Source organism: Glutamicibacter protophormiae (genome assembly GCF_016894325.1).
In the GTDB taxonomy this organism is placed as follows: domain Bacteria; phylum Actinomycetota; class Actinomycetes; order Actinomycetales; family Micrococcaceae; genus Glutamicibacter; species Glutamicibacter protophormiae.
This window is the reverse complement of sequence record NZ_CP069806.1, coordinates 1615031-1640244: the sequence shown is the minus strand read 5'-3', so window position 1 is coordinate 1640244 and position 25214 is coordinate 1615031. Positions and strand designations below refer to the sequence as shown.

17 protein-coding genes and 4 pseudogenes are annotated in these 25214 nt (G+C 53.8%); 5 read left to right on the top strand and 16 right to left on the bottom strand.

Features of this window, described 5'->3' with window-relative positions:
* Positions 1-19 precede the first annotated feature (19 nt).
* Positions 20-1474, bottom strand: coding sequence for a glycosyltransferase family 2 protein (locus tag JQN66_RS07610; RefSeq protein WP_204677255.1), 1455 nt, complete (start codon positions 1472-1474; stop codon positions 20-22).
* A gap of 57 nt (positions 1475-1531) precedes the next feature.
* A complete protein-coding gene (smc, locus tag JQN66_RS07605; RefSeq protein ID WP_204677254.1) occupies positions 1532-5101 on the bottom strand; it encodes a chromosome segregation protein SMC in 3570 nt (1189 codons plus the stop codon).
* 150 nt (positions 5102-5251) lie between these two features.
* Here smc and JQN66_RS07600 point away from each other — a divergent pair, with 150 nt between their 5' ends.
* Positions 5252-6067, top strand: a complete 816-nt coding sequence (locus JQN66_RS07600; protein WP_204677253.1) for a serine hydrolase domain-containing protein — start codon at positions 5252-5254, stop codon at positions 6065-6067.
* Positions 6068-6070: 3 nt separating this feature from the next.
* On the opposite strand, the gene mutM is transcribed toward JQN66_RS07600, so the two are convergent.
* From mutM to JQN66_RS07580, 4 genes are read right to left on the bottom strand one after another with little or no spacing between them, the layout of a single operon-like run.
* The gene (mutM, locus tag JQN66_RS07595; protein ID WP_204677252.1) at positions 6071-7000 is read right to left on the bottom strand and encodes a bifunctional DNA-formamidopyrimidine glycosylase/DNA-(apurinic or apyrimidinic site) lyase; all 930 of its coding nucleotides are present in this window, start codon (positions 6998-7000) and stop codon (positions 6071-6073) included.
* A 12-nt stretch (positions 7001-7012) separates the two neighbouring features.
* Positions 7013-7711: a ribonuclease III gene (gene rnc, locus JQN66_RS07590; RefSeq protein WP_188947833.1), complete on the bottom strand. Its 699-nt coding sequence runs from the start codon at positions 7709-7711 to the stop codon at positions 7013-7015.
* A gap of 3 nt (positions 7712-7714) precedes the next feature.
* Positions 7715-7918, bottom strand: a complete 204-nt coding sequence (gene rpmF / locus JQN66_RS07585; RefSeq protein ID WP_013348816.1) for a 50S ribosomal protein L32 — start codon at positions 7916-7918, stop codon at positions 7715-7717.
* Between the two features lie 2 nt (positions 7919-7920).
* On the bottom strand, positions 7921-8442 hold the full coding sequence (locus tag JQN66_RS07580; RefSeq protein ID WP_188947834.1) for a YceD family protein: 522 nt from the start codon (positions 8440-8442) through the stop codon (positions 7921-7923).
* 294 nt (positions 8443-8736) lie between these two features.
* Between JQN66_RS07580 and JQN66_RS07575 the strand changes: the two genes are divergently transcribed.
* A complete protein-coding gene (locus JQN66_RS07575; protein WP_204677251.1) occupies positions 8737-9969 on the top strand; it encodes a CDP-glycerol glycerophosphotransferase family protein in 1233 nt (410 codons plus the stop codon).
* A gap of 180 nt (positions 9970-10149) precedes the next feature.
* On the opposite strand, the pseudogene JQN66_RS07570 reads toward JQN66_RS07575, so the two are convergent.
* A pseudogene (locus JQN66_RS07570) lies at positions 10150-11336 on the bottom strand (ISL3 family transposase); the annotation flags it as partial.
* A gap of 195 nt (positions 11337-11531) precedes the next feature.
* Here JQN66_RS07570 and JQN66_RS07565 point away from each other — a divergent pair.
* From JQN66_RS07565 to JQN66_RS07555, 3 pseudogenes are all read left to right on the top strand, one after another.
* A pseudogene (locus JQN66_RS07565) lies at positions 11532-11927 on the top strand (IS481-like element ISAar27 family transposase); the annotation flags it as partial.
* 536 nt (positions 11928-12463) lie between these two features.
* Positions 12464-12744: pseudogene (locus JQN66_RS07560) on the top strand (integrase core domain-containing protein); the annotation flags it as partial.
* A 576-nt stretch (positions 12745-13320) separates the two neighbouring features.
* Positions 13321-13893, top strand: a pseudogene (locus JQN66_RS07555) (IS481-like element ISAar27 family transposase); the annotation flags it as partial.
* A gap of 480 nt (positions 13894-14373) precedes the next feature.
* Here the strand turns inward: JQN66_RS07555 and JQN66_RS07550 are convergent.
* The 9 genes from JQN66_RS07550 to JQN66_RS07510 form a co-directional block, all read right to left on the bottom strand.
* On the bottom strand, positions 14374-15510 hold the full coding sequence (locus JQN66_RS07550) for a glycosyltransferase (protein WP_204677250.1): 1137 nt from the start codon (positions 15508-15510) through the stop codon (positions 14374-14376).
* A gap of 32 nt (positions 15511-15542) precedes the next feature.
* Positions 15543-18341: a bifunctional glycosyltransferase/CDP-glycerol:glycerophosphate glycerophosphotransferase gene (locus tag JQN66_RS07545; RefSeq protein ID WP_204677249.1), complete on the bottom strand. Its 2799-nt coding sequence runs from the start codon at positions 18339-18341 to the stop codon at positions 15543-15545.
* Positions 18342-18372: 31 nt separating this feature from the next.
* Positions 18373-18834, bottom strand: a complete 462-nt coding sequence (locus JQN66_RS07540) for an FAD synthase family protein (protein WP_047118933.1) — start codon at positions 18832-18834, stop codon at positions 18373-18375.
* 159 nt (positions 18835-18993) lie between these two features.
* A complete protein-coding gene (locus JQN66_RS07535) occupies positions 18994-20328 on the bottom strand; it encodes a stealth conserved region 3 domain-containing protein (protein WP_204677248.1) in 1335 nt (444 codons plus the stop codon).
* A 253-nt stretch (positions 20329-20581) separates the two neighbouring features.
* The gene (locus tag JQN66_RS07530) at positions 20582-21427 is read right to left on the bottom strand and encodes a glycosyltransferase family 2 protein (RefSeq protein ID WP_338029222.1); all 846 of its coding nucleotides are present in this window, start codon (positions 21425-21427) and stop codon (positions 20582-20584) included.
* 83 nt (positions 21428-21510) lie between these two features.
* Complete coding sequence (locus JQN66_RS07525; RefSeq protein WP_338029219.1) at positions 21511-22125, bottom strand: CDP-alcohol phosphatidyltransferase family protein; 615 nt, start codon at positions 22123-22125, stop codon at positions 21511-21513.
* A 203-nt stretch (positions 22126-22328) separates the two neighbouring features.
* Positions 22329-23366 carry a glycosyltransferase gene (locus JQN66_RS07520; RefSeq protein ID WP_204677245.1) on the bottom strand — a complete coding sequence of 346 codons (1038 nt, stop codon included), beginning with the start codon at positions 23364-23366 and terminating at the stop codon, positions 22329-22331.
* A 7-nt stretch (positions 23367-23373) separates the two neighbouring features.
* Positions 23374-24093, bottom strand: coding sequence for an ABC transporter ATP-binding protein (locus tag JQN66_RS07515; RefSeq protein WP_204677509.1), 720 nt, complete (start codon positions 24091-24093; stop codon positions 23374-23376).
* Positions 24094-24241: 148 nt separating this feature from the next.
* The gene (locus tag JQN66_RS07510) at positions 24242-25090 is read right to left on the bottom strand and encodes an ABC transporter permease (RefSeq protein ID WP_204677244.1); all 849 of its coding nucleotides are present in this window, start codon (positions 25088-25090) and stop codon (positions 24242-24244) included.
* Positions 25091-25214: the final 124 nt, after the last annotated feature.

The following is a 25214-nucleotide window of genomic DNA, read 5'->3' as shown; positions in this document are numbered from 1 at the left end:
GCACCGTGAGCCGTGCAAGCTACCGTTTGAGAATCTTTCCGAAGACCTTGCTGGCGCGAGAGATAACTCCTTGCACTATCCCGGTTTGCAGCTGGCGCGTGTCGACGCTGGCATACCCATTCGCGGTGCGATAAACGCGGGCGCCCAAATGCCTAGTTTCCGACGATTCTAGAGGGAATTCGATGCGCCTGAGCCGTCCATCTTGCAGTCCTACTGATAGATCGAGTAGCCCTTGCGGAACGTCCAATGGAATGATGGCGGTCGCCAATTGTCCGGCAGTTCCCTCACTATGACTGAAATGAAGTGGAATGTATTGGCGCGCCTTGTTCTTTCGCTGTTCTACTACGAGGCTGCTGGACCCAGAAACATAGTCCGGGATCACCACGGTGAATTTCAGGCTGCGGTCCTCGGGTGACACTAGTCGCAGGATTGGAGCCTGTTCTTCATTGACTTCTTGCTGCGCGATACGGATTAGTTCATCATGATCCCCGTTGATGATGCAGGCGACCTTCTTCTGGCGAATACCCTCGAAACGATGCAAATCATCGGGCAGGAACTCGGCGAGGAAGGCGCGGTGCGCGTGGATCCATCCCTTGCGTTTTGCCTCGCGGTAGTTGAGAAAACGCTGACCGCGATAAACTTTGAGCCCTTTTCGCGCAAAGAGCGATGCTACAAGATCCTTGGCGTAGTCGGGATCTGGAACGTCCTCTACCAACGTGGTCGCGATATGGGCCAATGACGCCGTGTAGCTTTCAGGCTCGATTGGAGCCATGCTGATGTTGGCCCCATCTGACCGGGCCCTGATGTAGTAGTAGTCGTAATCACCGAGCACACTGTTGCGTTGCGCCGCGCAGTACGCCTTAACCAGGGCCATTCCGTCTTCAAGGCGAACCTTGTCCTCGCGGAACCGGATGTTATTGGTACGCAGCAACTCAGCTCGGATCATTTTCTGAGGCATCAGGGTTTTGAGCATATGTTCGAGCGGTGCATCGATGACCGTCTGGGCGAAGGTGCTTCCCCCGCCTTTCCGTCCCCCGGCAGGGACCAAACGGGGTGCTATGACATCCGAACCGTATTCAATGGCGAAATCCCGCATTCGTGAAAGAGCTTCGGCACCTAACCAGTCATCGGAGTCGACGAAGAAAATGTATTCACCGGTGGCTCTATCCATGCCCACGTTCCGAGGTTTTCCAGCCCAACCGCTATTTTCTTGATGGATGACGCTCACGTGTTCGCGGCTGGCGGCATATTCATCCAACACCTGTCCGCCGCTGTCGGTGGAACCGTCGTCCACAAAGATAACCTCAAACAACGCTTTGTCCAAGGTCTGCACGTCCAAGGAGTCCAAGAGATCCGTCAGATACGGCATGGCGTTATAGACGGGAACAACAATGCTGGTAAAAACCGGCCCAACGGCTCCCTTAGTTGAAGTACCGGATTCGGCTGGAACCGAAGACACCATGTCAGAGCTCATCTCACGCTAGTATGTAAAGTCTCAGCAAACTCTAGCCCACTAGCACTCGCATTTGTGTCACGACGCACTGCGGTCCATTTTTTGGCTAATCACAGTTGAGACACCGTCTCCGCGCATGGTCACGCCGTACAAGGCATCCGCGACTTCCATTGTCTTCTTCTGGTGGGTGATCACGATCAGCTGCGATGATTCCCGAAGCTCTTCGAAAATCGTGATGAGTCGTCCCAGATTTACGTCATCGAGCGCGGCTTCCACCTCGTCCATGACATAAAAAGGCGAAGGACGTGCCTTGAAGATGGCCACCAGCAGTGCCACTGCGGTTAGTGATCGTTCACCGCCGGATAGCAACGACAGCCGCTTGATCTTCTTGCCGGCCGGGCGCGCCTCAACCTCGATGCCGGTAGTGAGCATGTTTTCCGGATCGGTGAGGACCAGCTGCCCTTCTCCCCCGGGGAATAACCGGTCGAAGATACGTTTGAACTGCACTGCGGTGTCGTTGTAGGCCTCGGTGAAGACACGCTCCACGTGGGAATCCACGTCCTTGATGATCTGTTGCAAGTCCCCTCGCGACTTCTTCAGGTCCTCAAGCTGGCCGGCCAGGAATTTGTGCCGCTCCTCAAGGGCCGCGAATTCTTCCAGAGCCAATGGGTTGACCTTGCCCAGCGCCGCAAGATCGCGTTCGGCCTTCTTGAGGCGTTTTTCCTGTTCCACGCGGTCGAAAGGTTTCGTGCCCACGGCATTGCCGTCCTCGTCAACGTTGACACGAAGTTCGGCCCACTTGTCATCAGGGTCGGCAGCTTCGGGGATCAGTTGATCCGGGCCGAAATTCGCGATCAAGTGATCCGGTGTATACCCCAGCTCTTCAAGAGATTTCGTTTCAAGGTTCTCGATTTTGATGCGCAGCTCGGCGCGCAGTATTTCGTCGCGATGCACGGCATCGGCCAGTCGGCCGAGTTCAGCGGAAAGCTGTTCAGCCTCGGTTCGGTTGCTGCCCAATAGCTCTTCAAGTTCAGATTTCTTGACCGAGAGTTCATCACGTTCCTGGCCGGCCATTGTCAACGACAACTCAATGAATCGAAGCACTCGTTCGGACGCGCGTTCCACGCGCTGGGCCTTCGCTGCTTGGGCTTTACGTTCGGCGGCGCGCTGCAGTGCCACCTCCCGATGGGTACGCTCGGCAGCCGCAGTGCGGCGCAAGCCGTCGACTCGGGAGCGCAACGCGTTAACTCGCTCTTCGCTGCTCCTGAGCGCGAGCCTGGCTTCAAGTTCCTGCTGCCTGGCGGCCGCCGCGGCATCCGCCAAGGCAGCGCGGGCGGCATCGTCGACAGGCTCGTCCTCCGAATCCGTCGAAGCCATCTCCATGCGCTCGCTGATTTCCTCGTAGGATTCTTGTTCGATTTCGAGTTTTTCAACGGCCGTGTCCAGCCTTGATTCCAAGGACTCCTTCTCGGATTGCGCCGAACGGATCTTGTACCCCAGTCGGGCCAGGTAATTGGACAACTCGTCGATTGCAGCGTCTGATTCAGCCAGCTGGCTCAACGCTTCGTCCCTTGCCTGCTGCGCGTCGGACAGCACCGGAGCGCGCTGCGCCACTTCGGCTTCCAGCTGTTTGTGCTCCTCCTGCGCTTGGGTTAGCTCAGCTGACGTTTGCTCGACCAAGGCCTGCTGGGCGATCAACGATGCTCCAGCCGAGTCGCCGATGGAGCTGTGGAGCCCTGCAAAAGATACGCCGTCAAGCGTGGTGATCTTGGCTTCCGGATGCGCCGCGAGAATCTGCTCGACGGATCCGAGATCGGGGACAACATAGTGATCGGCAAAGATGTTGTCCAAGAGATTTGAGAACTTCTCGGTTGAACTCACGATGTCCCGCGCCGTAATGGCCAGCTCACCAAGATCAGGGGTGGACACCTTCGGGACATCGGCATGGACGAAGGAGGCACTGGCGGACTCTTCCTGCGACACTTGCCGGATCAAGGCAATTGCGTCAGCTGCGCTTTCAGCCACCAGGTGCTCCGCCGTGTCGCGCAGGATGGCGGCTACAGCTTGTTCATAGCCCTCGTTGACCGCCAGCAGCTCTCCGAGCCGGCCGGCGAGGACGTCCGGCGAACGTTCGAGCAAATGTGCGGATTGGTCATCCGGTTTCGCGTTGAGTTTCAAGGCCTCCCATCGCGCACGAAGACCGGAAATCCGGACCGACAATTCGCGTTCTCGCTGGGTATCCCGGCCCTGCTGTTCTGACAGGCGGGTGAAGACTGCTTCGGCATTTTCGAAGACGTCGTTCAGCTGGCGCTCGCCAAGGAGCCGTTCTTCCAGTTCAACGTTCACCGTTTCATGTGAGCGCGCATCAGCAGCAAGATCGGCATCGAATGATTGGACGGTGTCTTGCAGACGGGAAATTTCCGCGCGTGTCACGTCAACGCGGCTGCGTGCCGACGCCACCTGCGACGCAAGGCGGGACATCCCCTCGCGGCGATCCGCCGCTGCGCGCAGCATGGCAGCCATACGCTGCTGTTCTACGCGCGACTGTTCTTCGGCGCGTTCCTTGGCTTCGAGGGCTTCGGCGAGGATTTCGTGGCGATCTTCGACAGCTTCAACGAGTTCTTCGAGTTCCTCGTTCAGACGCTCGGCTTGAGCTTCCAAACGTTCTGGATCACGGCTGGAATCAAAATGTGTCTGATTACTTTCGAGCAGTTTCCCCCGTTCACGTGCCAACGCGGTGAGCGAGCGAAAACGCTCAGCTTGCGTGGTAAGCGCGACCCAGGTTCCTTGCATCTTTTCGAGCCTGGGTGTGAGAATCTCAGCACGTTCGGAAAGCTCTGCCACCTGACGGCGGACGCGTTCCAGCCGCGAGGTGACGTCATGTTGCTGCGCCTGGATCTTGGATTCGTCGTTGATGTCCTGGGCCAGCTTGTTGTTCAGCGACACAAGATCATCGGCTAGCAGGCGTGCCCTTGCATCACGTACGTCCAATTGCACCGTCTGCGCTCGGCGGGCAATCTTTGCCTGGCGGCCCAAGGGGGCCAGTTGGCGGCGGACTTCTGAGTTCAGGTCCTCCAGCCGGTCCATATTGCCTTGCATTGCCTGCAGCTTGCGCAGTGTCTTTTCCTTGCGCCTGCGGTGTTTGAGAACCCCTGCGGCTTCCTCGATGAAGCCGCGCCGGTCTTCGGCGGTGGCATGGAGAATTCTGTCCAGCTGGCCTTGTCCGACGATGACATGCATTTCACGGCCAAGCCCCGAGTCGGACAGCAGTTCTTGGATGTCCAGTAATCTGCACGAATTTCCGTTGATTGCATATTCGGAGCCACCGGCCCGGAAAAGGGTTCGTGAGATCGTGACTTCCGCGTAGTCGATGGGCAGCTGGCCATCGGCATTGTCGATGGTCAGTGAGACGTGCGCGCGTCCCAGCGGAGGGCGCCCCGAAGTTCCGGCGAAGATGACATCTTCCATCTTTCCGCCGCGCAGCGTTTTGGCACCCTGCTCCCCCATGACCCAGGACAGGGCATCGACAACATTCGATTTGCCCGAACCATTGGGCCCGACAACAGCCGTGACGCCCGGTTCAAACTCGAAAGTGGTCGCCGAAGCAAAAGACTTGAATCCGCGAACGGTAAGAGTCTTCAGATGCACAGCGTGAAATTCCTCAGTTCGGCCCGGTATCGATAGTGTTAGCATGGGCGCGCAGACCATGTTCTCCGAGATGATTCTATCGAAACGACTCGGCGAAAACCGGTTTCTGCTCGCCTTTGCGCACATCAAAAACGAGGGGTAGATCATTTCGTGGACGTCTTATCAGAGATCGAAGACTGGCCGGTCGACAACGCAGTGTCAGTTGTCGTCGATGGGCAGGGAGCAATCGCAGGTCAGCACGGCGACCCGGACAGGCCCTATGCGTTGGCTTCGGTAACCAAGTTGCTCAGCACCTATGCGTTCCTGATTGCCCTGGAGGAAGGAGCCATCGGTCTTGAGGACCCCGCAGGGCCTGAAGGATCGACGGTTCACCATCTACTTGCTCACACCGCAGGGTACGACTTCGATTCGGAAGTCATCCGCTTCGAGGTTGGTGCCAAACGCGGATACTCCAATTGCGGATTCGAAAAATTGGCCGAACACCTGGAGCGGGAAACGGAAATCAGCTGTGCCGACTACGCGCAGGAAGCGGTCTTCGTGCCTCTCGGAATGAACTCGACCAAGATCGCTGGAAGCTGTGCGAAAGATGGTTGGTCGACCGCCGCGGATCTTGCAAAGTTCGCAGCAGAACTCCTCACGCCGACGCTTGTTTCGCCGCAATCGATGGTCGACGCAACCCGGGTGCATTTCGAGGGCTTGGCTGGAATTCTGCCCGGATACGGACGACAGAACCCGAATGACTGGGGTCTGGGATTCGAAATTCGCTCGACAAAGAATCCGCACTGGACCGGAGCTTCGCACCCCGCCAAGACCTTTGGGCATTTCGGCCAGTCAGGGACGTTCCTGTGGGTGGATCCCGTGGATCGTCTGGCTTGCGTGACCCTCACGGATCGCAATTTCGGACCGTGGGCGGCTGAAACCTGGGCCGGCTACAACGAACGCGTGCTCAAGGCCTACTCCGCCTAGAACCTACTTGGGGATCCGCCGCGGCCGAGGCTGGCATACCGGGCAGCTATAGGAAGAACGCCCCATGAATGGATCGCGGCGGATCAGGGACTGGCGCCCTTGATCGAGGCACCGCAGGCATTGCTCGCCTTCTCGCCCATAGGCGTTCAGCGATCGTGAGAAGTAGCCGCTCGCGCCATTGACGTTAACATAGAGCGAATCGAAGCTCGTCCCTCCGGCTTCCAGCGCCCGAGTCATTACGTCTATGAGCGCCTCATTCAGCAGCGCTACCTCGAAGCGGCGGATGGTGGCAGTGTTTCGCAGGCCAGATAGCCCGGCGGCCCAAAGCGCCTCGTCGGCGTAGATGTTTCCAACACCTGAAACAATTTCTTGGTCAAGGATCGCTCGCTTGAGCTGAGTCGTCTTTTTGCGCAGTGCCGCATAGAGATCCTCAGCGGTTCGAGCCGGGTCCAGCACGTCGCGCGCAATATGGGCGGCGGCCTGTGGAATAAATTCGCTCCCGCTGCCCGCACCGCCAGGGCCGCCATCGGAGGTTGCCACGAGCGGGGACAGGAACATGCCACCGAAAATCCTCTGGTCGACGAAGCGCAACTCGGCTGGAACACCGGGAATGTCGCCGAGGGTCAGCCGTACCTTGAGGTGCTTTTCGTCGGGAGCGGCAGGTTCTTCAACCAGAAGTTGGCCGCTCATCCCGAGATGGGCGATCAAAGCAGTAGGCACGGGAAGGCCCGCGAGCTCCATCCACAGGAATTTTCCGCGGCGGGCAACGGATTTCACCGTGCAGCCTGTCAGGGATTGTTCGAAGTCTAGCGGGCCGTCTCCGTGCCGGCGGACCGAACGCGGGTCCAGGACTTGCACCGATTCAATTCGGCGGCCCCGGACCCACTTGTCCAGCCCCACGCGGACTACTTCAACTTCAGGTAATTCCGGCAATGAAAACCGCCCCTAGCTCCGAGGAATTTGTTCGCCTGGGTGCAGCATGAGCCATGAGTTACGGGCAGCTTCCTGCTCCGCTTCCTTCTTGGACGGGCCATGACCGCTGCCGTAGAACTCGTCCGAGATCACAAGGGTTGCTTCATAGGTACGTGCATGGTCAGGGCCGGAACCGGTCACCTGATAATGCATGTCGCCAAGCTTCTTTGCGGCAACTTCTTCCTGGATGACAGTCTTCCAGTCAGTTGCAGCGCCAAGCAGGCGAATGTCTTCCAGCAAGGGCGTCACGAACCGCAGGACTAGTCCACGGGCGGCATCCATTCCCTGAACCAAGTACGTGGCGCCGATCAACGCTTCCATGGTGTCTGCAAGGATGGAAGCCTTATTGGCACCGTTGGATTGCGCTTCACCGCGCCCCAGGAGGATGTGTTCACCAACTCCCAGGTCTCGGGCGATGATAGCCAATGCACGGGTGCTGACGATTGCTGCACGGCGCTTGGCCAAGTCGCCTTCGGGAAGATCCGGGTACTTCTGGTAGAGGTACTCGGCGACCGAAAAACCAAGGATGGAGTCGCCTAGGAATTCGACGCGCTCATTGGTTGGTATTCCACCGTTTTCGTACGAATACGAACGATGAGTCAGGGCAAGACGAAACGTCTCGGAATCAATGTCGATTCCGAGACGCTTCATTAGTTCTTCTTTTGAAGACATGTCTTAGACGTCTGCGACCTTGCGACCCTTGTACTCAAGGAACAGTTCGGTACCGGCCGAGTCGGTGACAACCTTTGCCTGGTGAGGCAGGCTGTAGGTTACGCGACCGTTTTCAACGGTCTTCACCAGGTTAGGCGCAGTAGCCTTCCACTGAGAACGGCGTGCACGAGTATTCGCACGGGACATCTTCCGCTTTGGAACAGCCACGACTACTTCTCTTCTCTCTTGTCTGACGTATTATCGGGTGCCGCGTTATCTGCGGCAATGTCGGACAGCTGCGCAAGCGCTGCCCAACGCGGGTCCAGTACCTCATGATGGTGCTCGGGTTCATCATTGAGATTCACTCCGCATTCGCTGCAGAGACCCAAGCAATCCTCCCGGCAAACCGGCTGGAATGGCAGTGCGGTTCCAATTGCGCTCCGCACCACCGGGTCGATGTCAATCAAATCACCAACGACCCAGTACTGATCCACTTCATCATCGGCTTCGAATTCTTCGCTGCCTTCATAGTAGAAGAGCTCTTGAATGTCAGCCTCGAAATCGTACTCGATGGGCTCCAGGCAACGTCCACATTCCCCCGCAATTTGTGCGGTAGCGGTACCCGATACCAGGATTCCCTCATGTACGGCTTCAAGGCGAAGATCTAAGTCAAGCTCAGATCCTCCGCGAATGCCGATGAGTGCATTTCCCACATCTGTGGGTGCCGGAACCTGCTCGCTAAGAGTTTTCATCGAGCCTGGCGAACGGCCAAGCTCCTTGGCTGATACAACCAATGGCGAGTTGCGATCGACTTCGCCATGTGACGATCGATCAGAACGCTTATCGCTGATGATGACTCCTATAGAACATAGTCCGACATCTCATCATAACGTGCCGAGTGCCCATTGCCCAAAATCGAGGCGGATATTCAAATGTGTTCTAGTTCGCATTAGGGTTTCATCAGGCGTTTATCAGCTTTCTCCTACCAGAAGCGCATAGAATTTACATCAGTTAAGTCTTTGTTTCCCCAGACAGAAGGTACCTCATTGAATCTGGTCTCCGCGACGAAAACGCTCGCTCGATTCGCGACCAAAAAGCTCGAAACCCGTCGTGCATATGCGGAAGTACATGCCAATCCATCGGTCTACCTTGCGCAGCCTAGTGGCAACCGTCGATACAGGGCAGCCCTCTATTTCGCAGACGCAATGGTCAATGCCTATCAGGCACGACAGTGGTACGAACCGCTACGTCAGCTATCGCAGAAGATGCCGCTGGTTATCATCGTCAGGAACCCAAAGACTGCCATTGCCCTGAGCAAAGAGAGCCCCTTGCCAGTTTTCTACGCCAAGACTATTGGTGATGTCGAGAACTTGCTAGCCAGCCAGCAGATCGATGCCGTCTTCTATGTCAACCAGAACATCCGCAATTTCCAAATGATGCGCTTCAACAGTCCGGCGCATATCTTCATCTGCCACGGTGAAAGCGAAAAGGCATATATGTGGTCAAACCAGATGAAGGCTTACGACTACGTATTCTCTGCCGGCGTGGCGGCTCAGGAACGGCTCGCCAAGAATCTGACTCGTTATAACGTTGAAGAACGAACGCGTTTGGTAGGCCGTCCGCAGATTGATGTCGACTATCCCGCGCCGATTTCGGTTAACCCTGAACTTCCTACAGTGCTCTACGCACCCACATGGGAAGGCGACCGTCCGTCAATGCGCTACGGAAGTGTGCAGAGTCATGGTGTTGCGCTGATAGAAAGCCTAATAAAAGATGGCGGCTTCAACCTCATCTTCCGCCCGCATCCGCGAAGCGGCATCAATGATTCGGGTTATGGCGCAGCGCTGGACAAGATCCAAGCCCGGTTAACCGAGGCCAATGCGGATAGTGCGGGAACCCTGTTTTACGACGAGTCACCACAGTGGGGCTGGCAATGGGCGATGTCTGATATCTGCATCACCGATATTTCAGCGGTTGCCTATGATTTCTTGGCTACGGGAAAACCATTGATGATCACCAAACCTTTGAGTGCCGAAGCTAGTGTCGATGATTCTCCCGCGCTCATGCGGGTCCCCTCATTGACTTCAAATAGAGCAGCCGATGGAGCAACGGTGATTCGCGAGCGCCTGACCCAGACCGACGATTCATATGCCGACTTGGTGGAGCACTATTTCGGAGACACATCGAAGAATGCAAGCATGAATCGATTCCTTGATGCATCAGTGGAGATCATCAAGGAGTCTCGTTCTCTTAACGTAAAGCCCGGGTGTGCTTCATGACCCGCTCTAGATGGTTCTAGCGATGGTGCAAAACACTAAATTATCGGGAGTGGCACGGACTGGCTAGCGTCGGCGTGGTTACCGCGGTGCTGAGCAGACCTGTCACATAAGCTCAGATGTATGTTAATCATTGCAACATGGCTAAGTTGGCTCTTAAAACTTAAGCGTGGTGCAGAGTGTTCAGCACGGCCGCAGCCCCGCCGTACACAAGAGTATCCGAAGCCGATAATGACCATGATTCCGATAACCCCGACCGATCCGTTTCAGCTTCTTCGCCGTCAGATTCGCCGCCTCACTCCGCGCGTTCGTCAGCCTCGTGCGCACGAACACCAGCAGCTCGCTGCGCCACGCGGTCAACGTGCGGAACAGCGACTTCGCCTCAACCATTTTCGTGGCCTTCACCGATTTCTCCAGCACCGCCCACCTCAACTGGAACTCATGGATATCCCTGGATTCCAACAGCTGCCGCACGTGCTCCTTGATCCCGTAGATCACTCCGAGCTCGGGGTCTGATTCGAGGATCAGCTTCAGGCGTTCAACCTGCGTGATCGAGAGGTTCTCCAGATTACAGGTCAATAATTTCCGGTACTTGTACGCCGGATCCGCCGCTCTTCCTCGGCGTTCGTGCACCTCGTGGGAACGGCGCCGGCGCACCTGGGTGATCATCAAATTCGCGCGCTGGATCACATGGAAATGATCCACGCTGATCTTCGCCTTGGGCAGGGTTTCCCGCACCGCCTTGCGGAATTCGGATGACATGTCGATCGCCACGACCTGCACCCGCTGGCGCCAGTACCGTGGCCGGGCCTTCAACCATTTGCGCCCCGTCGCACCGCGGCGCCCATCGACGATATCCAGGATCTTGCCGGTATCCAGGTCGGTGAAAACGATGGGCCACGGCTCGATCCGTACGACTTTCCCGTTCCGGCCACGGGCGTAGCGGACCTTGCGGAACCTGTGCTCGTCGATGCACAGGCGCCGGACGAACATCCGTTCCACGTCCCCGAGCAGCTCCCCGACAGCGTTCAGCCGGGCCATGACCGTTGGCCATGAGACCCCGTGCACTGCGGCGACACGGGAAACGGCGCGCAGCTCATCGCGTCCAAAAGTTGTTGGGAGAGCCTGCTGGTGATCCTGGCCCGGAAGGGAAACTGTGCGGTGGTTTGCACGAACGAGCGGCGTTCGCAGGCAGGTTCCTGGCATGCCATGCGGCGCTTGCGCACCCAGAGGTGCAGGTCGGTGCCGCCGACCAGCGCGTCTTTGACCCGGTGCACCGGCCTGGCGTGGATCCTTGTGGTCAGCACTCCACAGGAGGGGCAGGCTGCTTCGGTGGCGACTGGTTCGATGAGAACCTGCCGTCCGGCAGGTGCCGAATAGGGCAAGTTGGTACGCCCATTCCGGCTACTGGGTGTGTAATCTCGCAACATCGTGGACACTGAAACTCATCACTTCGTGCACAGTGAATCTCATGGCTTTGTGTGTCCTGTCCTATCACTTTGTGGACACACGATCTCATCACATCGTGGACATTTTCAACTGGACTTTCTGGCACGCTCAATTGCATGCCTAACGCTCTTTCTCCACGCCTGCGCGCGATGATCATCAGCTTCGATCCGACACAGCCCGAGGCCCTGACGGACAGCGAATTCTGCAAGACCCAGAAGATCTCGCGAAGCATCTTCTACCGCATCCGCGAACGAGCCGCCCAAGAATCAGCCGGCGCACTCTATCCGTGTTCCAGAGCCCCAAGGCAACCTTCCAGACGCTACGGTTTCGAAGTGATCAACGAACTGGTCAGGATCCGTAAAGGACTCAAGAAAGATGGTTGGGACTACGGACCGAAAACCATCCACTACGAAGCGACTATCCTGAACGGTTTTCTTGGCGGACAGATCCCGTCCGTGGCGACCATTGCCAGGTTGCTGTCCAGTGTCGGTCATGTTGAACGCAGCCCGCGCTAGCGCCCTAATTCCTCCTACGTCCCCTTCGTGTTTAGCAGACGTATTTGGAAGCACCTACGTACCGAAGCGGTAGCAATAGTGCGTGGATTGAATAGCACCCATTAAACGTCTGCGGGTGACTCCAAATGCTGGACGAGGATCTGAAAATCAGTCATCGTTAATGCTGATCAGTGCTGCTCATGCAACAATCTCTAGTCGAAACCAGAACACCAGTGCCTGTAGATCAACGCGGAATATCGAATGCGGACAACTGCTTATCAAGCCGAGCCTTTGAAGGGTTGACTAGAAACTATTTGCACGCCTTGGAAGGATTTTTCCTGTCCTCGAACTGGATCCAAAAACCCACGACGAAAAGGCGGTCGAATGCGGGCGCCTACGAGCACAGTATGAACACTAACAACCGAGCAGCAGGTCACGAGAGATTTTCGCCCTCTAGGCTAACTCCAGATTGCGCTCACGAAGCACTACCCGATCCTCACATCAGTGCTATCCGATACGCGCCCAGGTGCTTCCAAATACCTCTGCTAAACACTCAGACCATCAATGAATACGGGCCGCCCTAGGAAGTCCTCAGCGATAATTCCAAGGCGTTCAACCAGCTTCGCGGTGGAACTATCGGCATCGTGGAGGCCTATCTAGCTTCCCAAGGAAGCATGCCAATCACAGGACTACTGGGCAGGCCGACTGACTCAGGGCAAGAATGAACGCTCGCACCAGACCCTTCAACGGTTCCTCCAAGCCAACAAACCCCAAAAATCTTGCGGACGTGCAGAGGCTGCTTCGCCGTTACCGTGAGCATTACAACCAGCGCCGCCTGCCGAATAGGGCGAGTTGGTACGGCTGTTCCGGCTACTGGGTACCGCCCCCGTTCATCGACCGGGTACTCCAATTACGGCTTGCTGGTACTGCCAGCGGTCCGATGAACGCCACCACGGACCAGGCCAACAACTTCACGCAGTTTTCCGGGTTGTTCAGCAAGCATTCTTCCAAGTCGCCGGGCGTGAAGATTCAATCAACCTGCTGCGGCGCGTGGACTGGGCCCAGTCCCTCGCTGCGGCAGCTCGTGGGAACACGCTTCGGGACTGCTCAACAGGGCGCGGGAACATGAGGCCTCCGACTATTGCGGCTGGGTTCCCTTGGCGAAACGACTGAGATGTCGTCACCGACGCGAATGGGGTTCGCTGGGGACCCAACGAGGCCGTATGGGCATTCCATGTCTGGTGTAGTGCAGCAGTTAGCCGGCTGGTGTTCCACAGCCCGGGCCGCATTCGATGCTCGCGTACTGTCACAGGAGGTGCAGGGCGCCTGTGGCTTTCTTGCAGTTCCATGAAGGCGGAATAGCGGTACCATCTCGCCGGAACATAAGTACCTTCAACCCCTATTCGGCAGCCGCCCGCATCAGTCCTTGAATCAGGCAACCCCGCAGAAGGCTTGGGAGCTGCTGGAGCACACACCGGCCACCGAGCCGATACCGATGGTGGTACTGGAAGCCAAAGCTGCCGAATACCTGATGAAACGCCACATGGGCAGCTCGGCCGTGAACCGCGCTGACCTTGTCGTTTCGAAAACCGGCGACATCCTGAAGAAGCTCACGGAACAGCACGAACCCGGCATGAACCGGGAAAACCATCAGTTACTGGTTCGGGTCAATAAAGACAACTGCCAAGCGTATTATCGGGGCAAGCAGATCTCGCTGCCGCACACCTATGCCGACCGACAGTTCCTGAGGACCATCACCGATAATGAATTCATCTTGTCGGACCCTGATACCGCGGAAGTCGTGTTGAGCTTCGCGTTGCCGATGGTGGCATTGCGTGTGCATCAGCGGTTTGTGTCCTCGTACTCGGTCAGAGGAATTCACTTGGCGTACCCGACCAAGCAGTGGAGCCGGAAGGCCACTGAATACCAAGCGCGGTACGAGGCCCGGGAAGAAGCCATGCCCGAGGTATTCGACTATCGGTAGTTAGCCGTTGCCGGCGGCTCCCGAATGGGAACCGCCGGCAGCTGTGTACAAAGCCATGAGATCGGTTGTCCACGAAGCCATGAGATTCAGTGTCCATGAAGTCCCGAGATTTCACATCGGATCCGCGCACTACTGCTACCGCTTCGGTACACAGGTGCTTCCAAATACCTCTGCTAAAAAGTTACTCCCTCGGATCGGATCGGCAATACCAAACCACCAGAATAAGAGTACCTCCAAGCACTATTCTGCACCAGTGAACAGGTCATCGAACCAACTGATCCGGCGACCAAGTCAACCCATCGCAAAATGTCCCAAGTGTAAACGTGCCTCCGCAAAAGCGTCACAACGTCGCCGTGATGCATTCACTCTCGGTACCGATACCGTCAACACTCAAAAGCGATTAAAAACCGCACACCACAGCAGAAGGTTGTTGGTACATGATTACTAGAATTGCTCTATCTTGCCACTCATTCAGTAAAGCTAACGTTGCAAATCGCTAAAAAGTGATATCCACTTGGACGATATAGCCGACGGTAGATATTGCTTGGCATGCATTCGACCTCGATTCGAGTATTGAGCTAGAGTTCTTGGCTCCAAGGCCAGGATCTCCATTGAAGCAGCAAATTCGGATACATCATTTTGTCGGACAACAATCCCCGATTCGGAGTCGATAATTAAATCACGAATCCCGGGAGCACAATCGAAAGAAATTGTCGGTACACCAGCAAGTGAGGCCTCAACAATTGCAATTGGTAAACCTTCATATTGAGAAGTAAGCAGATGAATTTTCGAAGATGACAGCACTTCGCCAACCGTATCCGTCTTGCCCATCAATCGAATACGTGGCAATTTAAGATCATCAATCATTTCCTGCAGGTTAGCACCAAGAGGCCCTTCTCCATAAAGCTCCACTTTCCAATCGGGCAACTTCGTGTAAACAGATTCCCATGCTTTTATTACGTAGTGCAATGATTTCTGTTTGTCATAGCGACCTAGAGTAACGAATGTGTTTTCACGATCCTGGACCTCCGTTGATGGGTCAGCAACCGGGTTTGGAAGCCAAGACACATTATTCAAACCTGCCCTCGTGAACAATGCTGCATCGTCTGCAGTCAAACAGACGAATCGATCAACATCTCTGTAGCTCCTTAGTACTCGACGTAAGTCGCCAGTTTGGACGCACATTTCGTAGGAACCATGATATTGTCCGACAACCCGAGGGAGGGAGCGATCGAGCGGGTCGTACCCGGCCTCAATCAGATGCTCCATACCGAATACTTGAGTACACAGGATCACCGTTTCAGGACCCCATTCAACCAATTTTTCGGAAAGCTTTCGACATCCATTAGCCCGAAGTTCGAGACGACGAGCGTTTCGGCGCCGCCTAAAAGGATTCAAGCGATCACGGCGACGATTCAGTGTCCAATTTTCTGGCGCATGTTCTTCCCATAAACAATCTACCAATATTTCTGTCGGTCGATTAACCTCAACAAGCTCATCTTTTGGAGTTGGATTAACTCCAATGATCTCGACCAAAAAACCATGATTTAGAAACTCAAATGAAATTCGTTCGATGAATCGTGAGACACCACCAAGCCTATCAACTTGATTAGACATGAGGACGACTCTTTTAAAAGGTAAATTCATTATTATCCCCATACCCGGGCAACCGTGCGATCCGCAGAATGCCCGTCTTCGAACCCTGCGAAGCGTTGCGAAAATTCACGTCGTTCCACCTTGTCGAGATCAACTGTCAATCTTTCCAGAACGGCCGCATGTAGCGACGATTGATCATTGACAACCAAACCGGGAGAGAACTCCTCTAGTGAAAAATAAGTTCCGCGTTCGTCATTAACATAATTCTCGTAGTCGTAGGCGTAAATAAGAATTGGACGATCCAACGTGCAGTAATCAAACATTACACTTGAGTAATCGGTGATAAGTACGTCAGACACGGCAAAAAGTGATGAAATGTCTTCAATTCCAGAAACATCGACAACCTTTCCTGAAAATTTGGGATGAATAGAAACCTTATTCAGATAGTGCGCCCTAATTAACAGAATGCAATCATCGCCTAATTCTTCTATCCAGCGCTCGAGGTCAAGCTCAAGCTTTATCGAACGCTTAGAGTTCCGACTATTGGCTCTGAAAGTTGGAGCATAAAGAACTATCTTTCGATCGCGTGGAAGCCCAAGCATGTTACGAAAGTTATCGGACATTGAGTTATCCAATTTAGCAAGGATGTCGTTTCGGGGTGACCCATACTTCAACATTTCATTCTTGTAGCCGAATGCAGGGACGAACGTACTTTCAAAGTATGGATTGGGGATTGTGAGATAGTCCCAATAGCTCGCCTTCTTAACGAGATCTCGCTTTTTTTCAATAGACCCATCAGCAAAATCAGGTTCGTCCAAACCCATACGTTTCAACGGAATCCCGTGCCAAAGTTGAAGGTATCTTTGTGACTTTCTTTTTACAAAATAGGAAGGCAAAGATTGATTATCAACTAAATAACGAGAACGAGCTAAGGCATATAAATACTTCGCAGAATGACGAGTAACTGAATTAAAATCACCGTCGATGTTCTTACCCTGAGCGATTGACCAAATTTGCTTCTGGTTCGGGTAATGAGTCGCAAGGGTTGAAGAAATTACCCCAGGACTATCCGACATCGAAGTACCCATATGAGATTCAAATAGAGTTGAATCCGATTCAAGAGGTAACATCCTCAGGAACGTATAGATTAATTTCCATTTTAAGGAGTTAGTCTTAACTGGTCGATCAAAAACAGTGTCTTTTTTTACGTTAAATTTGGAAACTGGCGATACAATCTGTCGAACCAGAATACGCTTTTTCCCAGATTTCAATCGCCTCAATCCGATTGTTCCATCAACAGTTCGATAAACCCGGTATCGATACGATTCGATCCTATTTAATAATCCCTGATTAAATAGACTTTTTTTGGAAATCTTTATTGAGGATGGGAAAACCAGATGACCTTCCCGGGATGTTAACTGATTGGATATTCTTGGACGAATTCCAATCTTGGCGATATCACCCGCTGGCCACCCGGTGGGAATGATAATTAATGCTTCCCAAAGTACCCATTGGTTTTCATGAATTACATTTTCGCATTTAATGATTTGAGAAAATCTATTTTTTCCGCGAGAAAATATTTTCAAGAATAAATCAAAGTTATTCAAAGACGAGAGTTTTAATCCTGGATCAAACGTACGGCCTTTGATGGTTAATTTTCCGCTGCTCACCTGAATATCACGAACTTCATGGTGCCACTCAACTTGGAACCACGGAGTGCTATCAACATCGCTCTTATTTACTGACAGCAACTCACCACAGAGTGATTCGTCGGGCGTTCCAGGAATGGATTCAGAATGCCAACGGTATGTTGATGCCTCAACATCTAGTTCGAGGGGTGGGATCCAGGTTGCCCTTTTATTAATCATAGTGAAGGCATCGCGAACTATATCCGGGCGAAGCATGAGAGCGGCGCCATACAAAAAACGCTCCGGGACGTCTAATTGAGCATACGCCTCTGGGCTGACCCTCAAAAGGAAAGGCTTTAGAACTTTGAGAATCTCCATGGCCAGCGCATCGTCGTGCGAAACGATATCGTTCAAATACAATCGAGCATCATGACGAAGAATTTTCAATTGAAGTCTATTAAATAAACCGGGATTCTTCGAAAAGTCAACGATTTTTTCAACGCGAGCTAGCGCTTCCAGTCTGTAAATCAGATTCTGTATTGAGTCTCTTTGATTCGTTATAGATTTGCGAATCTCGTTAGGATATATATTCCAAACATAAGCTGACTGTGGAATTACTGAAATTCCCGAAGCGTTCATGAATGCATTGGCAGAAAAAACTAGATCTTCATAGTGAATATCAGTAGGGAATTGAATAGAGTTATTTCTAAGAAATTCTACTTTATAAAGCTTTGCTACTACGATGGTATCGACGCTTAGGTCAGGATTTTCTTCGATAGACTCATAGTGCTCACGGGAAACGTAAAGTTTATCGTGCCATCCTTTCCAGCGTTGTGCTCCAATTTCGAATCGACGGGTACGAGCCATCACAATATCTGCGTTGCTAGTTTCAGCTTCGTGAAGTAAATTCTTGCACGCATGACGATCTAAAGTGTCGTCGCTGTCTAAGAAGAGTACGTAATCTCCTCGTGCTTCTTCAAGGCCCCTGCTTCTCGGGCCACCCACGCCGCCTGAATTGACGTCGAGGGACAAGAACCGGCCACGGGGGTCTTGCTCAACGATTGCCCTAGCCGTGTCCGCGCTCCCATCTGTAGAGCAATCGTCGACCAGAAGGAGCTCAATGTTTTTGTGTGTCTGACCGTACACTGAACGTACAGCGTCAATTACATGCTCGCCGTCATTGAAGTGAGCGAGCACAATTGTAATGTCAGGACTATGAGACATGCTTATTTCCGGATCTCTCTCATACTAATCTTTAGCTCAGTTCCTTCACGATCTGGCTTAGGGTATCCAAGGTGTTTTTCAGCGACTCGACGTGCCGTTCATCAAATTCACTGAGCACGCGTTTCATTTCTGTCGTGGAAATTCCAGCAGTTCGGGGTAGGTAGACCACTTCGACTTCATCACCCAGATCATCGAACTTACCCTTCCAGTCTTCGCCGATGCCGAATACCTTGACGTCGTACTTTGCGATATCCAGGCGCTTCTGTTCCCAGTTTTCTTCCGGGATGGCCAAATCAACGTACTTGATGGATTCTACGATCTCTCGACGCTGTTCGAACGGCACAACAGGCTTTTTACCCTTGATCGCGTTGAATTCATCGGTTGAAACGCCGACGATCAAGCGGTCGCCCTTCTCCTTCAGACGCTTGAGGATATTCAGGTGTCCGATGTGGAACAAGTCGAACGTGCCATAGGTCAATACAGTTTTCGGCATAAGGTCCTCCTACGTAGTACAGCCCAATCTTCAATCGATGGCTGCCTCAATTTTACAAGTTACACTCTCGTGCCGGCGGCCACACGCCGCGATCTCCTTCGAAGTGACGGATTCGAGTCGCAATTACGCATGGCCAAGTTCAACGGTCCATATCGGCTGTCAGTTCTCGAATGACGACTTGTAAGGGAATAACGAATTGAGAACGCGTTTGGCCATCCTGCCCCGTAATTCCTTTTCGGAAACCGTTGCTACTTCGTTCAGGCAAAACATCTGTTTGCCTGAACCTACCAACAGCCGGTAGAGGTTCAATGCCAAATAGTCACCACCGAGATCAACATATGCATAGTCTATTTCTGCGGGTACGCCGAGCCCCTCGGCGGCCGCGATATAGTGCGCTAGGGATGACGGAACAGAGATGTCTTCTACGTGGCGGAACTTATGCCTAGCGGTAGCTTTGACCGCGCTCGGGAAGTACTCTCGGATCTTCTCATGGATCAGCAAACGTTGCGGATGTGCGACATGTCGGAACTTCAATGCAGTCGTGCGGCCATACCTGTCAAATATCAGATCTGCGTTGCGTTGAGCCGCTTGGTTGACTGCTAAGCGGGGATTCGATGCTTCTGAATAGTGTTTATTAGCCAGCGCGTATTTCACATCACCGCTGGCAGTGAAAAAGGTATTTTGCGACAACGGACGGCCGAAGAAAATATCGTCGTTTACGTAAAGGAAATGCTCGGAGAGTCCGTCGATCTTGGAGATCTGGGTTTCGATTGCATGGGAGTTAAAGGTCGGCAAGCAGTCTTCACTGCTGTCGAATATATCCCGATGATCGACCAGTTTGATCTTGCTATTTTCTTGGTGCAGCCATTCTGGGACTTGACCGGCGGTAACCAGAAAGATGTTCCGCACCCACGGCAGGTTCATTTCTAGCGATCGAAGAGAGTACTTGAGCTCGTCCCGGGACGTGTATCTCGCAAGATCGCGGCTACTCTCGTGGGCCCCATTTGCGGGAATCAGTTCCTTGTATCGGCGGTATGAGGTTTGCCAGTCGGCGTCCGCAGCGTCTACCCATGTGTAGACCACATCGATGGGTTCCGTAAAATCTTGAACATCTGGGACCTGCGGTTTGCCGTCGGAATAAACAACCCAAATTGCGCCTAGCCCCGCCTGTCGGTCATCGCGCAGTGTGCCGCCAAACTCCTTCGGGGCGAGAACGCTCCAGGCCTCAATCGCTCCATAACCCACTGCGTCATGCTTTACTTTGACGAGACTAAATCCGTATTTTTCGAATGCTTCCGACAAAATTGCCCAAGAGCTACCATCAACCGTAGTCGCCTGACGCACGGCATCGTCGGCATAGGCCAAGCCTAAGAATTCAGCAAGATGCCGTGTCGAAACAGTGTTCTCAGTACGGATCTGCTGAATATTCAGAGAACTGCAAGTCGTTTTTTTCGTACGCCAATCAAGGATCCGCTGCCAGAAGGAGCTAGGCATCGTACGAGCCAGCTGTCCTTTCCATCCACGAATTCCCAAAATATACACACCATCCACCCGTACTGGGCACTCGAGAAGTACGCACTAGAAGTGCGTTGTACTTGACTATTTTACATTCTGTTCACTTATTGTATAAAAATGCCTGATAAGCTCGCTTGGAGATACCGCTATTCTGCCAATTTGGCACACTGACACCGCCGGATTTTCCAGTTGCAGCCATCGGGAAACTATGAACGCCAACACCTAAATCTGGCTAGAGCACAGGTGGGCGCCCCGCAAGTGTCATGCGTACCAGAGTCCGCCACTTCAGCTTCGCACGTGGTTCCCTATACCAAGGGCTCCCTTTCCATCCCGAACGCCATCCATCGACATACTGCCGGACAGCACTTGGGCTTTTTCTGAGCCTTAGACATTCAAGTAGCATCCAAGCGGTCGGATAGATCCATAGGAAAGGCGCCGGTAGGTTTCTTCTCGCCAACCACACGCGATTTCTCGCGTTCAACCTGTAGAACTCATCGTGCCGCCTCGGATCAACAACCGGATGTCCGATTCGCATATCCCCTGCATACCAGACATAGCGGCCTGTGTCCCAGATTCGCCAGGCAAGCTCAATACCTTCGTGGGCATACCAAAAACCACCAGCCCAGCCACCGGTCTGATCGAATATTTTCCGCGGTGCAACCAAACATGTTTCACCAACGTGGAAAACCTTGCTGGGTTCAACGGCGGTCCGCTTCTTGAGGCGAGGGATCCAACGCCTTGGGTTCTGGTCTTCATGGTCCGGATCTGTGATTCGAGGCTGCAACAGCCCCATCTGCGGGTACCGTTCGAATCGCCGGACTGCTGTAATCAAAAAATCATCGTCAAGGAACCAAGAATCATCATCAAGAAAACAGAGGTATTCACCGCTCACTTTTGAAACGCCTGCGTTACGGCCCGCGGGAATTCCCAAATTCTCTGGAAGGAATAACGTTCCGAGCTGGTCTGGGATGTCTTTCGGATCCCAACCGTTTCCCACGACGACCGCGTCAATTTCAACAGATGTCTGTGCAAGCAGGGACTCTAGCGCGCGTCGGAGCTCTTTCGGTCGATTACCCATCGTGAGCACTACGACACCTACGGTTGGTATATTCCGTTGTGACATGTTCCTCTGCTTAACGAACTATGTTGAAAATGGACTGATTAGGCTTTGAGCCTAGACGAGACCATGTTGGAAAGGAAATGACCGATATTCACGAGTAGGCAGGCCGGCAGCAAGATCCAGATCATCCACTTTTCAGCTATGCTCGGTGAACCAATTGCAGCAGATATGACAGTGCAAACGAGAATAATCAAGCTTAGTTCAACGGCGTGCAAAAGCTTATGGAACGGCAGGAACCGGGCAAGGGAGCGTAGCCGGCCGATCAGCGTGGTTGTCGGGATTGCACGAGCAGCGGCGGTATCTGGCAGCTTGCCCAGACCAGCCATCCCACGTGCTGCGTGGACCATCAAGGACTGGGAACGGTTGAGTACCAAAAGAACTGAGAGGCACGCGGCCATGAAGAGGGTTGGCCAGGCTTGGTCTGCGCTTGCAGGATCGCCCAATAGCTCGTTGAACACGCGGTAGCCCAGAGCGATGGGAATCAGCGCTTCGGTCGTGTGATGCCCAACCATGTCGATGAAGATCCCGCGCGGTGATTGGGAAGCACGCCAGCGTGCGACTTCACCATCCGAGCAGTCGAAGTACAGCTGCACCTGTGAGAACACGACAGCCAGCAACGGACCCCAGATGCCTGGGATCAACAATGCCAGCGACATGCACCATCCAGAAAGGATCATTAGCCCGGTGACACCGTTAGCGGTAATCCGTGTTCGGACCAGAACCGCCGTCAGGTAGATCGATATGTGCCGAAGGTACAGTTCTGCAGTCCAATGCTCCGCGTTCTTTCGAGCGCGAACTTCAGGGGGCTGGCAAACTGCTCGTAGCTGTTCCAATGTGGGATTCTTTGGACGATCGACGGTCATTTGACTCGACCCCGATCCAGGGTTCCGGCCGCGCCCAGGACTCGGCCCTTCACATATCCTGCAGCCCACGGCAGATGGATGCTCTGGAATGCCACTGATGTAAGGAGCTTCTCGCCGAAGTTTTCAGCCTTGGATGAGATGCCAGCGGCAACCGTGGCGCCAGCGTAAAGCAGCGGTGCGGCCTGGAGTAGATTCAATCCGGCACGGGCTACCTTGGGGAGTTTTGCTGTGACAAAAGGCGCAACGAGCGTCGCCGCGAGACCTGCACTTACACCAAGAAGCAATAGCGGTGGCAAGTCGTGGCGCAGGGATTTACCCTCGGGGTAACGACGGGCGATTTCACCACGCCATGTACCCGAAGCGTATGACTGGCGAATCAGCGCCTTGAAATTATCACGCGGGTAGTAGCCGACTTTCAGTTCCGGATCAAACCAAACTTTGTATCCTGCTTGACGGATCCTCATGCACAGTTCCCAGTCCTGGGCTCTCCACATTTCTTCGTTGTAGAGGCCAACCTTTTCGAAAACTTCTCGCCGGAAGATGCCAAGGTAGGCCGACTCGGCTTCGCCCTCGGGTGCCCCCGAGTGGTATGCGGGCCCGCCGAAGCCGAATTTCGAATGATATGCGGCAGCGATCGCACGTTGCACTGGCGTTTTTCCCTTGGCGTCCATGAGTCCACCGACATCGTGGGCGCCGACGCGGAACAGCGTCTCAACTCCTCGCCGCGTGTATTTAGGAGGAAGCTCGCTATGGGCATCGACCCTCATAATGATGGGGTGAGTTGATTTGCCAATGGCGAGGTTCAGCGCATTGGGTGTCCGGCCTTTCGGATTATCAACGAGGATAATACGGGAGTCTTCAGACGCCAGTCGTTTCGCAACAGCGTTGGTGCTATCGCTGCTTGGGCCCAATGCAAGAACTAGTTGCTTGTCGCCCTCGTATTCCTGCGAGAGGATCGATTGAACAGCCTCATGCAAATAATCGGCTTCGTTCAGCACCGGCATGACGTATGAAACGCCAGGAAAGTCAGTCATCTGTCACTTACTTCTTATGCTGTTGATACGCCTTGATAACCGTGTCCGGGTCGCCGTCCATCTTCTGAACGCCCTTCTCGATCCAGATGCATCGGTTGCAAGTTTCTTTGATGGAATTCATCGAGTGCGATACCAGGAAAACCGTTCCAGCGTTTTCCCGGATCTCGCGAATCTTGGCTTCACTGCGCTTGCGGAATTTGGCATCGCCGACCGCTAATGCCTCATCGACAATGAGAATGTCATGCTGCTTGGAGGCAGCAATGGCGAACTTCAAACGGGCAGCCATTCCCGACGAGTAAGTTCGCATAGGCAGATCGATGAACTCTTCTAGCTCGGCGAACTTCGTAATCTCTTCACGCATAGTTTCAACTTCTTGACGGTTGTAGCCAAGGGCCAAACCACCAAGGGTGATGTTCTTGTCGCCTGAAAGATCCGGAATCAGTGCCGCACCAACACCCAGCAGGCTTGGCCTGGATCGTGCGTACACTGCACCGGAGGCAGGTGGTGTGAGACCCGTGATGGCGCGCAACAAGGTCGACTTACCAGATCCGTTGGAACCGATGATGCCGATCGACTCATTCTCGTACGCAACGAAAGAAATACCTTGGAGCGCGTGGACGGTACGAACACCGCGCATCTTTGGCTGCAGCAGTCGCCGTGCTCCGGCGGTTCCAACAGCCTTTCCACTGGAAAATACTTGGTACTTCACATGGAGGTTGTCCACCATGACGACAGGCTGTCGAGTTTCATCAACGGTGAGGGTAGATGACTTGATATCTTCGGGCTTGACTACATCGATGAACGATGTGTCGTCGGAGAATATCGGAGCGGGTTCGTATTCCGGGTGGAGCCCGGGATTGATTAAATCGTCAAAACTAATTGGCACGGCCGTAGAGCTCCTCAGCCTTCCAGAAATAAATGAGTCCGAAGCCCAACGCCAGCAGCGCCCAGACGGAAACTACAATCCATGCGAAAGGATCGTAGGTGGCATCGTTCATGATCATTGCGCGGGCGATTTGCAGCGTCTGGTACAGCGGATGAAAGTCGAATATCTGAACGAGCCAAGGCCAGTGGTTCAAGATTCGGTCAACGCTGAATAGAACGCCCGAGGTGTAGAACAGCATGCGGGTAACCAGTGGCAGGATCTGGGTGAAGTCCCTAATGTGCACAGTGATTCGAGCGCAGATCAGGGCAATTCCCATATTGAAAACGCTGAAGATCAGGAGCAATGGAACCAGCATAAGCCAAGACCATTTTGGAGTTGTGCCAAGGATCATCGCATAGATGAACATGACCACAACCATAGGCATCAATGTCAGGAGATTCTGAGTGACCTGAGCGACCGGCAAAGTCAGCCGGGGGAAGGACAGCGATTGGACGAGCGCTTGGTTACCGGTGATCGACTTCGCACCACCGTTCATGGAGCTCGTAAAGAACTCGAAGAGGAACACGCCGATAACAACGAATACCGGAAAGTCAGGGCCCCGGCTGGCTCCCTGCAGAACGCCGAAGATGACGCCATACATGATCGCGTTCATCGTCGGTTTAAGAACAACCCAGATCATGCCCAAGCGGTTCTGCTGATTCTGCTTCTGAACACGTGCCTTGGCAAGTTCGTAGATGAACTCACGCCGCTCCCAAGTCTGTTTCAGATAGCTGGCCAAGCTTGGGCGGGCACCCACACGGTGCAAGCCAAACTTCTCGGCTTCTTCTGCCACTGTCATGTGTGAATTGTCCTCATTGTCTTCGACCAACTTTTTGTGCCTAATAAGCACAGATGCTCAAAGTCTAGTAGATCGGTTCTGGTTTTCGACGATTTCGCCTGCTCCGAGTGCACAACTGTAGTGT